Raw genomic sequence first — 12,905 nt, 5'->3', positions numbered from 1 at the left:
TTTTCAGCCGGACTGACCGGCGTTCGTTTTCCGATTTATCGGTAGGCGCCCCTCCGAAAGAATTTCGGGGAACTAAGTAAATCCTACATCGTTGCCGCTCACTCTGTCGAGCTCCTGGGCAACTGTTCGAATCTACCTCCCCACGCTGGCTGTGTCAACAGCCTTTGTGGGGCGTCGAGGAGACTAGCAGGTCAGAGGGGGCGAACGCACATCAGGCGGCGATGGGGACGGAGGCGCTGCGCTCCGCGGTGTCCAGGTCCCCCGTCCCACCGGCGCGTACCGCGCGACCACCGAGCACGTAGACGTACACGAGGAATGCCAGCTCCGCGGCGACGCCAATGGTGATGCGGGCCCAGGTCGGCAGGCCCGACGGGGTGACGAAGCCTTCGATGGCGCCCGAGATGAAGAGGATGAGCGCCAGGCCGATCGCCATTCCCAGGGCGGCGCGGCCTTCTTCGGCGAGGGCCGCGCGGCGGGTTCGGGGGCCCGGGTCGATGAGGGTCCAGCCGAGGCGCAGGCCCGTACCGGCCGCTACGAAGACAGCTGTCAGTTCCAGGAGGCCGTGGGGCAGGACCAGGCCCAGGAAGGTGTCGAGGCGGCCGGCCGAGGACATCAGGCCGATGCCCACTCCCAGGTTCAGCATGTTCTGGAAGAGGATCCAGAGGACGGGGAGGCCCAGGAAGACGCCCAGGACCAGGCACATGGCTGCCGCCTGGGCGTTGTTCGTCCACACCTGGGCGGCGAAGGAGGCCGCAGGGTGGCTGGAGTAATAGGTCTCGTACTGGCCGCCCGGGCGCGTGAGGTCGCGCAGTTCGGATGGGGCGGCGATCGATGCCTGTACTTCGGGGTGCGTTCCTATCCACCAGCCCAGGAGGGCGGCTATCGCGGTGGAGAGGAGTGCGGTGGGGACCCACCAGTGGCGGGAGCGATAGACCGCCGCGGGGAAACCTTGGGTCAGGAAGCGGGTCACGTCGCGCCAGGAGGCGCGGCGGGTGCCTGTCACGGCACTACGCGCGCGTGCCACCAGTTGTGTGAGACGGCCGGATATCTGGGGGTCCGGGGCGCTGGACTGGATCAGGGAGAGATGGGTCGCGGCCCGCTGGTAGAGGGTGACGAGTTCGTCGGCTTCGGCGCCGGTGAGGCGGCGTCTGCGGCGCAGCAGCGCGTCCAGGCGGTCCCACTCGGCTCGGTGGGCGGACACGAAGACGTCGAGGTCCATCGGGTCGGCTGCTCCTCGGCTGCTGTTGCTGTGGCTACCTCTGCGGCGCGATGTGCCCTCAGCTTGGCAGACTGGCGGTTCCGAGGGCAGGGCAGGGAAGGACGGTCGGCGTGAATGAGCTTGTGACGGGCGAGGCGGTGGCTCTTGAGCTGCGCCCCGCGAAGCTGCCCAGTCGGGCGTTGGCGGTGGTCATCGATCTCGTCGTGGCGTTCACCGTGTACATCGTGGTGACGATGGGGATCGTGGCGTCCACCGCTTCCCTGGACGAGGCGGCGGCCGCGGCTGTGGCGGTGGCGACGTTCGTGCTGGTGCTTGTCGGGGTGCCGATCGCGGTGGAGACGCTGAGCCATGGGCGTTCACTGGGCAAGCTGGCGTGCGGGCTTCGTGTGGTGCGGGACGACGGGGGGCCGATCCGGTTCCGGCATGCGCTGGTGCGCGGGGCCGTCGGGGTCGTGGAGATCCTCATGACGTTCGGGGTGGTCGCGTGCATCGCGTCGCTGGTGTCCGAGCGGGGGCGGCGGCTCGGGGACGTGTTCGCGGGGACGCTCGTCGTGCGCGAGCGGGTGCCGGCGGGGCCGGCGCGGTTCGTGCCCCCGCCGCCTCCGTGGCTGGTGGGGCGGTTCGCCGGGCTCGATCTGTCGGGGGTGCCGGACGGGCTGTGGCTGGCGGTCCGGTCGTATCTGACGCGGATGGGGCAGCTGGATCCGCAGGTTGGCTGGGCGATGGCGGAGCGGCTTGCCGGTGATCTGGCAGCGTGTACGGGTGCTCCGGCGCCACGTGATGTGCCGCCTGCGGCGTATTTGGCCGCGGTGGTGCATGAGCGGCAGTCGCGGGATGCGCAGCGGGCGTTCAGCGGCGGGGCGGTGGGGGTGGGGGTGGCTCCGGTCGGGACGGGTCCGGTGGGTGGGCCGGGTCCGGTGTATCCGGGTGCCGGGGCGCCGGTTGGGGCGCCCGCGGGTCCGGCGGTCGCGGCTGCGCCTCCCACTCTCGATGTCGCACCTGCGCGTCCTCGCGAGGACGAGGGGCCGGGCACGGGTTTCGTGCCGCCTGCCTGACGCGGGTCCGCCGTCTCTCAGGCGAAGGTCGAGGGCGGGGATTCGAGGTGTTCGAGTTCGATGCCGGAGGCGGCGAGCACCACGTCGCCGGCGAGGTAGACGGCCTGCTGTTCCCCCGTGTCCAGGTCTGTGACCTGGTATTCGTCGACGTTCAGGGGCCCGTTGTCAGTGGTGTGTGTTTCTGTTTTCAGCAGGGCCCAGGACTGGTCGAGGGTGAGGGGGGCCAGGACGGGGTCGGTGAAGCGGACCAGGCGGACGCGGGTCGCGGGAGAAGCGGGGGTGAGGCGCAGCAGGCGTGCGGTGGCGACGAGGAAGGCCGGCGAGGTGCCGGTGAAGGCGTGAGCGGGGGCGTTTCCCTCGGTGGCGTGGGCGCCGGTGGGGTCGGTGCGTACCCAGGTGACGCCGTCGATGGCTGCTCCTCGTACCTGCCAGCTCGCCGCGTTGAGTTCGAGGCGGATGGGGCGGCCGAGTTCGTCGATGGCCAGGTCGACGGAGCCGGAGTGGTCGCCGGAGGGGGTGATGGTCTGGGAGACGTAGCGCCAGCCGGAGGGGCCGGGGGCGCAGTGAAAGTGTTCTTCGCCGAGGGGGGTGTGGTCGTGGGTGTCGTGGAGCGAATAGCGGCCGCGGGGCATGGGGGCTCTCGAGGTCCTTCGGGGTCGTGCGGACGTCGGGTGGTGTGGGATGCCGGGCCGGTACGGGGCAGGCCCCCCGCACCGGAGTGCGAGGGGCCTGCGCAGCACCGGGGTCCGCTCGGGATCAGTAGCGGTAGTGGTCCGGCTTGTACGGGCCGTCGACCTCTACGCCGATGTACGAGGCCTGCTCGGGGCGCAGCGTCGTCAGCTTCACGCCGAGGGCGTCGAGGTGCAGGCGGGCGACCTTCTCGTCGAGGTGCTTGGGGAGCACGTAGACGTCGGTCGGGTACTCGTCGGGCTTGGTGAACAGCTCGATCTGGGCCAGGGTCTGGTCCGCGAACGAGTTGGACATGACGAAGGACGGGTGGCCCGTCGCGTTGCCCAGGTTCAGCAGACGGCCCTCGGAAAGGACGATGAGGACCTTGCCGTCGGGGAACTTCCAGGTGTGGACCTGCGGCTTGACCTCGTCCTTGACGATGCCGGGGATCTGCGCGAGACCGGCCATGTCGATCTCGTTGTCGAAGTGGCCGATGTTGCCCACGATCGCCTGGTGCTTCATCTTGGCCATGTCCGAGGCCATGATGATGTCCTTGTTACCGGTCGTGGTGACGAAGATGTCGGCCTTGTCGACGACCTCGTCGAGCGTCGCGACCTGATAGCCGTCCATCGCCGCCTGCAGCGCGCAGATCGGGTCGATCTCGGTGATGATCACCCGGGCACCCTGGCCGCGCAGCGACTCGGCGCAGCCCTTGCCCACGTCGCCGTAGCCGCACACGACGGCGGTCTTGCCGCCGATCAGGACGTCGGTGGCGCGGTTGATGCCGTCGATCAGGGAGTGGCGGCAGCCGTACTTGTTGTCGAACTTCGACTTCGTCACGGCGTCGTTCACGTTGATCGCCGGGAACAGCAGGGTGCCGTCGCGGTACATCTCGTAGAGACGGTGGACGCCGGTCGTGGTCTCCTCGGTCACGCCGCGGATCTCCGAGGCGAGCTGGGTCCACTTCTGCGAGCCCTCGGTGATGGTGCGGTTGAGGAGCTCCAGGACGACGCGGTGCTCGTCCGACTCGGCGGTGTCGGCCGAGGGGACCTTGCCGTCCTTCTCGTACTGGACGCCGTTGTGGACGAGGAGGGTGGCGTCACCGCCGTCGTCCAGGATCATGTTCGGGCCGCCGGTGGGGGTGTTCGGCCAGGTCAGGGCCTGCTCCGTGCACCACCAGTACTCCTCCAGGGTCTCGCCCTTCCAGGCGAAGACCGGGACGCCCTGGGGGTTGTCCGGGGTGCCGTTCGGGCCGACGGCGATGGCCGCGGCGGCGTGGTCCTGGGTGGAGAAGATGTTGCAGGAGGCCCAGCGGACCTCGGCGCCGAGGGCGACGAGGGTCTCGATGAGGACGGCGGTCTGCACCGTCATGTGCAGGGAGCCGGTGACACGGGCGCCGGCGAGCGGCTGCGTGGCGGCGTATTCCTTGCGGATGGACATCAGGCCGGGCATCTCGTGCTCGGCGAGGGTGATCTCCTTGCGGCCGAAGTCGGCCAGGGAGAGGTCGGCGACCTTGAAGTCCTGGTCCTGTCGGTTGTCGACAGTCGTCATAGGGAGCTTGCTCCTCGTGGTGGTGGGTCGAGGTGGGCATGGCTGGTCTGCGGCGATGGACATACGAGTGCCCGGCGCTCGCAGCGCAGTCCGTCGGAGGCCCTCTCTCCCTCGGCCGGCCCGTCGTGCGGGCCGCCCGACCGCCATCAGCAGCGACGTCTGGCTCAGTGACGAATCTACACCGATCGGCCCAGCCGGACCCAGCCCGCCTCCGGGTCCGGCGTGAGCGGGGAGGTCAGTTGGCGTCCGGGCCCGAGCTGTCGGGGGCCGAGTTGTCCGAGGTCGGGCTGTCCGGGGTCTTGGCCGGGTTGGTGCCGGCGGAGGCGGCCGCCTCGTTGTAGATGTCCGGTTCGAGGTAGATCACGCGGGCGATCGGGACGGCCTCGCGGATGCGGGCCTCCGCGGCGTTGATGGCGTTGGCGACCTCGGTGGCCGTGTCGTCGTGCTGGACGGCGATCTTGGCGGCGACGAGGAGTTCCTCGGGGCCGAGGTGGAGGGTGCGCATGTGGATGACGCCGGTGACGGTGTCTCCGTCGACGAGCGCGGTCTCGATCTTCTTGACGTCGTCGATGCCCGCAGCCTCGCCCAGGAGCAGCGACTTGGTCTCGGCGGCCAGCACGATCGCGATGGCGATGAGCAGGATGCCGATGCACAGGGTGCCGATGCCGTCCCAGAGGCCGTCGTCGGTGGCGAGGGCGAGGCCGGTGCCGGCGAGTGCGAGGACGAGACCGATCAGCGCGCCGAAGTCCTCGAGGAGGACGACGGGCAGCTCGGGTGCCTTGGCGCGGCGGATGAACTGGGACCAGGTGAGCTTGCCGCGCAGCTCGTTGGACTCCTTGATGGCGGTACGGAACGAGAAGCTCTCGGCGATGATCGCGAAGACGAGGACGCCGATCGGCCAGTACCAGTTCTCGAGCGCGTGCGGGTGCTTGATCTTCTCGTAGCCCTCGTAGACGGCGAACATGCCGCCGACCGAGAAGAGGACGATGGAGACGAGGAAGGCGTAGATGTAGCGCTCGCGGCCGTAGCCGAAGGGGTGTTGCGGGGTCGCCTCGCGTTGGGCCTTCTTGCCGCCGAGCAGCAGGAGGCCCTGGTTGCCGGAGTCGGCGAGCGAGTGGACGCTCTCGGCGAGCATCGAGGACGAGCCGCTGAAGAGGAACGCCACGAATTTCGCTACCGCGATCGCGAGGTTGGCGGCGAGTGCCGCCACGATCGCTTTTGTGCCGCCTGAAGCGCTCATGTGTTCCCGATGTCCCTTCGTACGCCGTCCCGGTCCTGGCTCGTACGGATCTGTCCGCGTACGCCGTCCCGGGCTTTGCCCACCCTTTGCGGTGGGTCATTGTTGCAGCCCGGGACGGCTGGGGCGCGTCAGGCCACCACGGTTGCCCGGAAGAGCGTGCCGGCTCCGGACACTTCGGCCTTTTCCCCTGCGGGGACGAACGCCGACTGCCCTGCGGTGAGGGCGAGTTCGCCGGCGCGGACGGTGCCCGCGGTGCAGAGCAGGATCTGCGGGGTCGCGGCGGTGACGTCGTGCGGGGCTGTGCCCTCGGGCAGGACGTGGCGGGAGAGGCGGAATTCGTCGATGGGGGTCGCGTAGACCTCTTCGCCGTCGGGGGACGCCTCGGGGCGAAGGATGCCGGGGTCGGTGGCCTCGAAGCGGACGATGCGCAGGAGTTCGGGGACGTCGACGTGCTTGGGGGTGAGGCCGCAGCGCAGGACGTTGTCCGAGTTGGCCATGATTTCCACGCCGAGGCCGTCGATGTAGGCGTGCGGGACGCCGGCGCCGAGGAAGAGGGCCTCGCCGGGGTTGAGGCGGACGTGGTTGAGCAGCATGGCGGCAATGACGCCGGGGTCGCCGGGGTAGTGGTGGGCGAGCCCGGCGTAGGGCGCGTAGTCGCCGCCGAGGTGTTCGGCGGCGACCGCGGCCTCGGTGACCGTGGTGGCCATCTCCTCGGGGTCCGCGCTCAGTACGGCCGTCAGGACCTCGCGCAGCGCGGCCTCTTCCGGGTGGGCGCGCAGCAGGTCGGCGTAGGGCTTGAGGGAGTCGACGCCGAGTCCTTCGATGAGGCGTGCGGCCTCTTCGGGGGCGCGGAATCCGCACAGGCCCTCGAACGGCGTGAGGGCACAGAGCAGTTCGGGCTTGTGGTTGGCGTCCTTGTAGTTGCGGTGCGGGGCGTCTACGGGGACGCCGGCGCGCTCCTCGGCCTCGTAACCTTCCTTGGCCTGGGCGAGGTCGGGGTGGACCTGGAGGGAGAGCGGGGCGCCCGCGGCGAGGAGTTTGAGGAGGAAGGGGAGGCGGGGGCCGAACTTCGCGACGGCCTGCGGGCCGAGCTCACGCTCGGGGGCCTGGTCGATCACCTCGTTGAGCGGGCCGCGCCCGGTCTGCGAGGGGGCTCCCGGGTGGGCGCCCATCCACATCTCGGCCTGCGGCTCGCCCGTCGGCTCGGCACCGATGAGGTGCGGGATGGCGGTGGTCGAGCCCCAGGCATAGGGGCGGACGGTGTTGGCGAGGCGGTCCATCAGGTGTTCTTCTCCGTACGCGGGTCAAGGGGCCGGCCGGTGTTCGGACCGGCCGGGTCCACGTCATGCGCCTGAGGCGAGCGCGAGGTAAACGGCGGCGAAATCCGTGACGGCGATCAGTTCGGCGAGTGTTTCCAGTTCGCCGCCCTCTTCGGGTTCGAGCTCGCTGATCGGGGTGTCGTGGCCGAGGGCCAGCTCGCGGGCGGCGGGCGCAGCGGTGAGGCCGCCGGGCCGGTCGCGCAGGAGGACGACGCGGACGCGCATCGGCTGCGCCTCGTCGACCCGGTCGCGGAAGAAGTCGTCGGGGTCGGCGCCGCCCGCGAGGTCGCCGAGGAGGAGGCGGCCGTGCGCGGGGAGCGCCTCGGGCAGGTCGGAGGCGAGGGCCGGGCGGCCGGCGAGTTCGGCGAGCGCGGCGGCGAAGCGGCGGCCTGCCGGGCCCGCGGCGTGCCCTTCGGTCCAGATCAGGGGCAGGGCGTCGGCGAGCTCGGCGGCGAGGGTCTTGGCGGGGTTGCTGTAGGTCGCGATGGCCGGGCCGCAGCGCTCGGCGGTCTGGTCGAGGCGGTCGGCGACCCTCTCCAGGGTCTCGGCCGGCGCGGAGAGCAGGCCGGTGCGGTCCAGGAGGGAGAGCAGCGGGGTGAGCAGGGCCCACAGGGCGCCGGGCGCGGAGGCCGCGGCGGGTTCGTCCTGCTCGTACGGGGCGGTCGCCATCGGTACGAAGAGGCCGTGTGCCCCGGCGACGGCCTCGGTCAGGGGGGTGCCTTGGGGGCTGACGGCGACGATGGTGCAGCCGCGCCGGTAGGCCTGTTCGACGAGGAGGGCGAGTCCCGGCTCGGTGCCGTCGGTGGTCGCGATCAGGAGCAGGTCCACGGGGCCCGCCCAGCCGGGCAGCTCCCAGCGCAGGGCGCCCGCGGCGGGGGCGACTCCGGTGGGGCGCAGGCGGGCGACGGGGCAGGAGGCGCCGGCGAGCCTGTTGAGCAGGTCGGCGACGCAGCCGGCGGCGAGGCCGGGTCCGGCGAAGAGGACGGCGCGCGGGCGGCCGTCCGGTTCGAGCTGGGTGATCCCGGCCTCCGCGGCGTGCCGGACCGCGGTGCGGACGCGGGCGCCGGCCTCGGCGGCGCCGCGCAGGAGTCCGCGGCGGTCGACCCCGGCGAGGGCCTCGGGGGCGTCGAGCAGCGATTCGTCGAGCATGGTGTCAGCCTCCGGGACGGCCCCTGCGGGGCCTGGGTGGGACCTATGCGGGGCGGCGGGCCTCGTCCACGAGGAGTACGGGGATGCCGTCGCGGATCGGGTAGGCGAGGCCGCAGTCCGATCCGGTGCAGAGCAGCTCGGCGTCCGCCTCCTTGAGGGGGGCGTGGCAGGCCGGGCAGGCGAGGATCTCCAGGAGGCCGGCTTCGAGCGGCATGGGGTGTCCCTTCGGCGGTGTGAATGTGTGTGCGTGCGGCCTGGTCAGCGTACCGCCGGGGGCGGTGGCTCGGCTGCTCGGACGGGGTCCCGTTTCGCGTGTGGCCGTGGTCAGGCTCTGATGATCGCCAGGACCTCGTCGCGGATCTTGGCCATCGTGGCTTCGTCCCTGGCCTCCGCGTTCAGCCGGAGGAGGGGCTCGGTGTTGGACGGGCGGACGTTGAACCACCAGTCCGCGGAGGTGATCGTCAGGCCGTCGAGCTCGTCGTGCGTGATGCCGTCCCGGCCGGCGTACTCGGTCTTGATCGCGGCGAGGCGGGCGTGCTGGTCGTCGACCGTGGAGTTGATCTCGCCGGAGCCGGTGTAGCGGTCGTACTCGGCGACCAGGGCGGACAGGGCGCCGCTCTGGCCGCCGAGGGCGGCGAGGACGTGGAGCGCGGCGAGCATGCCCGTGTCCGCGTTCCAGAAGTCGCGGAAGTAGTAGTGCGCCGAGTGCTCGCCGCCGAAGATCGCTCCGGAGGTGGCCATCTCCTGCTTGATGAAGGAGTGGCCCACGCGCGTGCGTACCGGTGTGCCGCCGTGCTCCTTCACCACCTCGGGGACGGACCAGGAGGTGATCAGGTTGTGGATGATCGTGCCCGTGCCGCCGTTCCTCGCCAGTTCGCGGGAGGCGACGAGGGCGGTGACGGCGGACGGGGAGACGGGGTCGCCGTGCTCGTCGATGACGAAGCAGCGGTCCGCGTCGCCGTCGAAGGCGAGGCCGAGGTCGGCGCCCTCTTCGCGGACGCGTTTTTGGAGGTCCACCAGGTTCGCCGGGTCGAGCGGGTTGGCCTCGTGGTTGGGGAACGTGCCGTCGAGCTCGAAGTACATCGGGACGAGGTCGAGCGGCAGGCCCGCGAAGACGGTCGGGACGGTGTGTCCGCCCATGCCGTTGCCCGCGTCGACGACGACCTTCAGGGGGCGGATCTTCGTGAGGTCGACGAGGGAGCGCAGGTAGGCCGCGTAGTCGTCGAGGGTGTCGCGCCGGGTGAGGGTGCCCGCCTTCGCGGCGGGTTCGGGGGCGCCCGTCTCCAGCCACTTCTCGGCCAGTCCGCGGATCTCTGCCAGGCCCGTGTCCTGTCCGACGGGGGCGGCGCCGGCGCGGCACATCTTGATGCCGTTGTACTGGGCCGGGTTGTGCGAGGCCGTGAACATCGCGCCGGGCAGGCCGAGCGCGCCCGACGCGTAGTACAGCTGGTCGGTGGAGCACAGGCCGATCTCGGTCACGTCGGCGCCGAGGGCGGCGGCGCCGCGCGCGAAGGCCCGGGAGAGGCCGGGTGACGAGGGCCGCATGTCGTGTCCGACGACGATGGCCGCGGCGTCCGTGACGCGTACGAAGGCGGCGCCGAACAGCTCGGCGAGGTGCTCGTCCCACTGGTCCGGGACCACTCCGCGTACGTCGTACGCCTTGACGATCTGCGACAGATCAGCAGTCACGGTCACCCAACTCTCCTGAAGTCCGCTTCGGACAGCACAAACTACCCGTACGGACTGACAGTCAGCTGTGAGCGTCCCGTTCCGGAGTGGTCAGGGCAGCATCCAGCCGAGGACCGCGGAGCTCTGCGCCATCACGATCAGGCACATCACGAGCAGCAGTCCCGCGCTCCACGGCAGCACCTTGCGCAACAGGTCCCCCTCCTTGCCCGCGAGCCCGACGGCCGCACACGCGATGGTGAGGTTCTGCGGCGAGATCATCTTGCCGAGGACGCCGCCGGAGCTGTTCGCGGCGGCGAGCAGTTCGGGTGACAGGCCCGACTCCTGGGCGGCGGTGACCTGGAGTGCGCCGAACAGGGCATTGGCGGAAGTGTCGGATCCGGAGACGGCGACGCCGAACCAGCCGAGTACGGGCGACAGGAACGCGAGGCCCGCACCGGCAGCGGCGACGAAGTGCCCGATGGTGGCGGCCTGCCCGGAGAGGTTCATGACGTAGGCGAGGGCCAGGACGCTGGTCACGGTGAGGATCGCGAAGCGCAGCTCGTACACGGTCGCCAGCCACTCGCGTACGGCCACGCGCGCGTGGACGCCGATGACGGCGGCCGTGATCGCGCCGGCGAGGAGGACGAGGGTGCCGCCGGTGGAGACGAGCGGCAGGGTGAAGACATTGCCGCCGACGGGCTTGCCCTCGGGGTTCGCCACGTTCAGGAAGGGCCAGTCGAAGACGCGTGTCGCCTTGGCGATCCACTCCTTGACCGCGGGGATCTGCGCGATCGAGAAGATGACGACGATGAGCGCGTACGGGGCGTAGGCGCGCAGGACCTCGGGCCGCGGGTCGTCCTGGTCGAGCTCCTCGCTGCGTACGCCGGTCAGGACGGCGGCGCGTACGGGTTCGGCGACGGGCCTGCGTGCGTGCGGCACGGCGACGAGGGCGCCCGCGCCGATGAGCGCGGCCCCGATGTCGGCGAGCTGTGCGGAGACGTAGTTCGAGGCGGCGAACTGGGCGGCGGCGAAGGCGACTCCGCAGGCGAGGGCGGGTATCCAGGTCTCGCGCAGGCCGCGCCGCCCGTCCACGAGCCAGACGAGGATGAGCGGCACCAGCAGGGCGAGCAGGGGTGTCTGACGGCCCACCACGGAGGCGACGGAGTCGAGCGGGAGCCCGGTGACCTGGGCGAGGGTGACGACGGGGGTGCCCATCGCGCCGAAGGCCACGGGCGCGGTGTTGGCGACGAGGGCGACGACGGCCGCCTTCACGGGGTCGAAGCCGAGGGCGACGAGCATCACGGAGCAGATCGCGACGGGTGCCCCGAATCCGGCGAGCGCCTCCAGCAGGGCGCCGAAGCAGAACGCGATGACAAGGGCCTGGATGCGCGGGTCGTCGGACAGCCGCCCGAAGGAGCGGCGCAGGATGTCGAAGTGCCGGGTGCGGACGGTCATCCGGTACACCCACAGGGCGTTGACGACGATCCACATGATGGGGAAGAGCCCGAACAGCACGCCCTGTGCGGCGCTCGACACGGTCTGGCCGACGGGCATCCCGTAGGCGAGGCAGGCGACGAGGGCGGCCACGGCGAGCCCGATGAGGCCCGCGAGGTGGGCCTTCATGCGGACGGCGCCGAGCAGGACGAGCACGGTGAGCAAGGGCAGGGTCGCGACGAGTGCGGACAGACCGAGCGATCCGGCCACCGGTTCAAGCTGCTGGACGAACACAGGCGCCTCCCGGGGCTCTGGGTGGCGAAATTGTTGTGTCCGCAACAAACTCAGGTCAATGAGTGGGACGGAGGAGATTCCGTAAAGGGGAAACCGAAATCCGAATCCGGCCGCCGGCCCGGCTACCGGATGGGGTCCGGCTCAGTTGTCCGGTGAGCGCAGCACCCGCAGATGGCCGCGGCGCGCGACCTCCATCGGGTCCGCCGTGCGGGGGCCCGAGCCGCCCGCCTCGGCCGCGCGCTCCTGCGGGCGGGCCGCCTCACGCACGGCGTTCGCCAGGGCCTCCAGATCGTCGCCGCTGGGGCGCGAGGGGCCGGAGGTGTCGGCGAGCCGGACGACCTCCCACCCGCGCGGGGCGGTGAGGCGCTCGGAGTGCTCGGCGCACAGGTCGTAGCAGTGGGGTTCGGCGTAGGTGGCGAGGGGGCCGAGGACCGCGGTCGAGTCGGCGTAGACGTACGTCAGCGTCGCGACGGCGGGACGGCCGCAAGCGGTGCGCGAACAGCGACGTACAGGGCTCACAGCGTTGGACGGTACCGCACTCTTGAGCGGGCCGCGACGACTCCCCGGGAGGTCACCCCACCGTGTCGTGGTGCGCAGCGGCGCACACGGGGTTCCGGGAGCGCGCCGCTGACCTGCGCGGACCGGGGGTGGTGCGCCCCGCGTCCCTGGTGCGGGCGGTCACCAGTCGGGGCAAATACCGACAGGAGCCGCGAGGTCACCGGTCCGGGAGGGATGCCGAATCGCGCCCAAGTTTGGCTCGATCGGTCAGGAAGAGACATGCCGGTTCCGTGGGGGCCACCGCGGGCGGGTGCGTCCGCGGGAGGTCTACGCTGCGTCAGTGATGGAGAACCCCGTACCGCCCCCCGCCGCAGAGCCGAAGCCTCCCCGCCGCCGCGACCGGCACGGCAGGGGCATGCGAGGGCCCGTCGCCCCTCCTCAGGTGCCGCTCTCAGCGAGCCGGGCCGCGGGGTTCGCGGATCTGGTGCAGGACTCCGTGGAGCGGCTCGAGCGGCGCTTCCCGCAGCTCGCCGACATCGATTTCCTCATCCTCGATGTGCCCTCGGTCGGCGCGGCCGGCGAGGGCTGGAGCGACGAGTCGGTGCCCCTGGGCTCCACGATCGCGGCGCGCGAGGGGCACCCCGCGCGCGTGGTCGTCTACCGCCGCCCGGTCGAGATCCGCACCAAGGGCCGCGACGAGCGCGCGGCCCTTGTGCACGAGATCGTGGTCGAGCAGGTCGCCGAACTCCTCGGCCTGTCCCCGGAGACGGTGGATCCGCGCTACGGCGACGAGGAGTGACCCGGCGGAC

Annotated in this window: 12 protein-coding genes; 2 read left to right on the top strand and 10 right to left on the bottom strand. The window is 71.2% G+C overall.

Annotation, left to right across the window (positions count from 1 at the left end):
• Nucleotides 1-211 precede the first annotated feature (211 nt).
• The gene (locus tag OHA58_RS21495) at nucleotides 212-1,219 is read right to left on the bottom strand and encodes a stage II sporulation protein M (protein WP_405480706.1); all 1,008 of its coding nucleotides are present in this window, start codon (nucleotides 1,217-1,219) and stop codon (nucleotides 212-214) included.
• Between the two features lie 110 nt (nucleotides 1,220-1,329).
• Here OHA58_RS21495 and OHA58_RS21490 point away from each other — a divergent pair, with 110 nt between their 5' ends.
• Nucleotides 1,330-2,274 carry an RDD family protein gene (locus OHA58_RS21490; RefSeq protein ID WP_405480705.1) on the top strand — a complete coding sequence of 315 codons (945 nt, stop codon included), beginning with the start codon at nucleotides 1,330-1,332 and terminating at the stop codon, nucleotides 2,272-2,274.
• Nucleotides 2,275-2,291: 17 nt separating this feature from the next.
• Here OHA58_RS21490 and OHA58_RS21485 read toward each other — a convergent pair whose 3' ends face one another.
• The 9 genes from OHA58_RS21485 to OHA58_RS21445 all read right to left on the bottom strand — a co-directional run bounded on the left by OHA58_RS21485 (nucleotide 2,292) and on the right by OHA58_RS21445 (nucleotide 12,117).
• The gene (locus OHA58_RS21485) at nucleotides 2,292-2,906 is read right to left on the bottom strand and encodes a hypothetical protein (RefSeq protein WP_405480703.1); all 615 of its coding nucleotides are present in this window, start codon (nucleotides 2,904-2,906) and stop codon (nucleotides 2,292-2,294) included.
• Between the two features lie 124 nt (nucleotides 2,907-3,030).
• Nucleotides 3,031-4,494 carry an adenosylhomocysteinase gene (gene ahcY, locus OHA58_RS21480; protein WP_405480702.1) on the bottom strand — a complete coding sequence of 488 codons (1,464 nt, stop codon included), beginning with the start codon at nucleotides 4,492-4,494 and terminating at the stop codon, nucleotides 3,031-3,033.
• 235 nt (nucleotides 4,495-4,729) lie between these two features.
• A complete protein-coding gene (locus tag OHA58_RS21475; RefSeq protein ID WP_405480700.1) occupies nucleotides 4,730-5,734 on the bottom strand; it encodes a cation diffusion facilitator family transporter in 1,005 nt (334 codons plus the stop codon).
• Nucleotides 5,735-5,862: 128 nt separating this feature from the next.
• A complete protein-coding gene (gene manA / locus OHA58_RS21470; RefSeq protein ID WP_405480699.1) occupies nucleotides 5,863-7,014 on the bottom strand; it encodes a mannose-6-phosphate isomerase, class I in 1,152 nt (383 codons plus the stop codon).
• A gap of 63 nt (nucleotides 7,015-7,077) precedes the next feature.
• Nucleotides 7,078-8,202, bottom strand: a complete 1,125-nt coding sequence (locus OHA58_RS21465) for an SIS domain-containing protein (protein ID WP_405480697.1) — start codon at nucleotides 8,200-8,202, stop codon at nucleotides 7,078-7,080.
• Between the two features lie 43 nt (nucleotides 8,203-8,245).
• Nucleotides 8,246-8,416 (bottom strand): Trm112 family protein, encoded by a 171-nt coding sequence (locus OHA58_RS21460; RefSeq protein WP_100597970.1) that lies wholly within the window; start codon nucleotides 8,414-8,416, stop codon nucleotides 8,246-8,248.
• Nucleotides 8,417-8,526: 110 nt separating this feature from the next.
• Nucleotides 8,527-9,891 (bottom strand): phosphomannomutase/phosphoglucomutase, encoded by a 1,365-nt coding sequence (locus tag OHA58_RS21455; RefSeq protein ID WP_405485090.1) that lies wholly within the window; start codon nucleotides 9,889-9,891, stop codon nucleotides 8,527-8,529.
• Between the two features lie 90 nt (nucleotides 9,892-9,981).
• Nucleotides 9,982-11,598, bottom strand: a complete 1,617-nt coding sequence (locus tag OHA58_RS21450; protein WP_405480696.1) for an L-lactate permease — start codon at nucleotides 11,596-11,598, stop codon at nucleotides 9,982-9,984.
• Between the two features lie 141 nt (nucleotides 11,599-11,739).
• Nucleotides 11,740-12,117, bottom strand: a complete 378-nt coding sequence (locus tag OHA58_RS21445; RefSeq protein ID WP_206302118.1) for a DUF3499 domain-containing protein — start codon at nucleotides 12,115-12,117, stop codon at nucleotides 11,740-11,742.
• A 322-nt stretch (nucleotides 12,118-12,439) separates the two neighbouring features.
• Here OHA58_RS21445 and OHA58_RS21440 point away from each other — a divergent pair, with 322 nt between their 5' ends.
• Nucleotides 12,440-12,895 (top strand): metallopeptidase family protein, encoded by a 456-nt coding sequence (locus OHA58_RS21440; protein ID WP_405485088.1) that lies wholly within the window; start codon nucleotides 12,440-12,442, stop codon nucleotides 12,893-12,895.
• Nucleotides 12,896-12,905: the final 10 nt, after the last annotated feature.

It is taken from the genome of Streptomyces sp. NBC_00009, assembly GCF_045040855.1.
Lineage (GTDB): Bacteria > Actinomycetota > Actinomycetes > Streptomycetales > Streptomycetaceae > Streptomyces > Streptomyces aureus.
The sequence above is the reverse complement of the archived record's forward strand: the minus strand, read 5'-3'. Positions and strand labels throughout refer to the sequence as shown.

Bases quoted from the DNA above. Each gene is read 5' to 3' on its own strand.
- OHA58_RS21485 (WP_405480703.1), bottom strand. From the start codon at position 2,906: ATGCCCCGCGGCCGCTATTCGCTCCACGACACCCACGACCACACCCCC.
- ahcY (WP_405480702.1), bottom strand. From the start codon at position 4,494: ATGACGACTGTCGACAACCGACAGGACCAGGACTTCAAGGTCGCCGAC.
- OHA58_RS21460 (WP_100597970.1), bottom strand. From the start codon at position 8,416: ATGCCGCTCGAAGCCGGCCTCCTGGAGATCCTCGCCTGCCCGGCCTGC.
- OHA58_RS21440 (WP_405485088.1), top strand. From the start codon at position 12,440: ATGGAGAACCCCGTACCGCCCCCCGCCGCAGAGCCGAAGCCTCCCCGC.
- manA (WP_405480699.1), bottom strand. From the start codon at position 7,014: ATGGACCGCCTCGCCAACACCGTCCGCCCCTATGCCTGGGGCTCGACC.
- OHA58_RS21495 (WP_405480706.1), bottom strand. From the start codon at position 1,219: ATGGACCTCGACGTCTTCGTGTCCGCCCACCGAGCCGAGTGGGACCGC.
- OHA58_RS21475 (WP_405480700.1), bottom strand. From the start codon at position 5,734: ATGAGCGCTTCAGGCGGCACAAAAGCGATCGTGGCGGCACTCGCCGCC.
- OHA58_RS21465 (WP_405480697.1), bottom strand. From the start codon at position 8,202: ATGCTCGACGAATCGCTGCTCGACGCCCCCGAGGCCCTCGCCGGGGTC.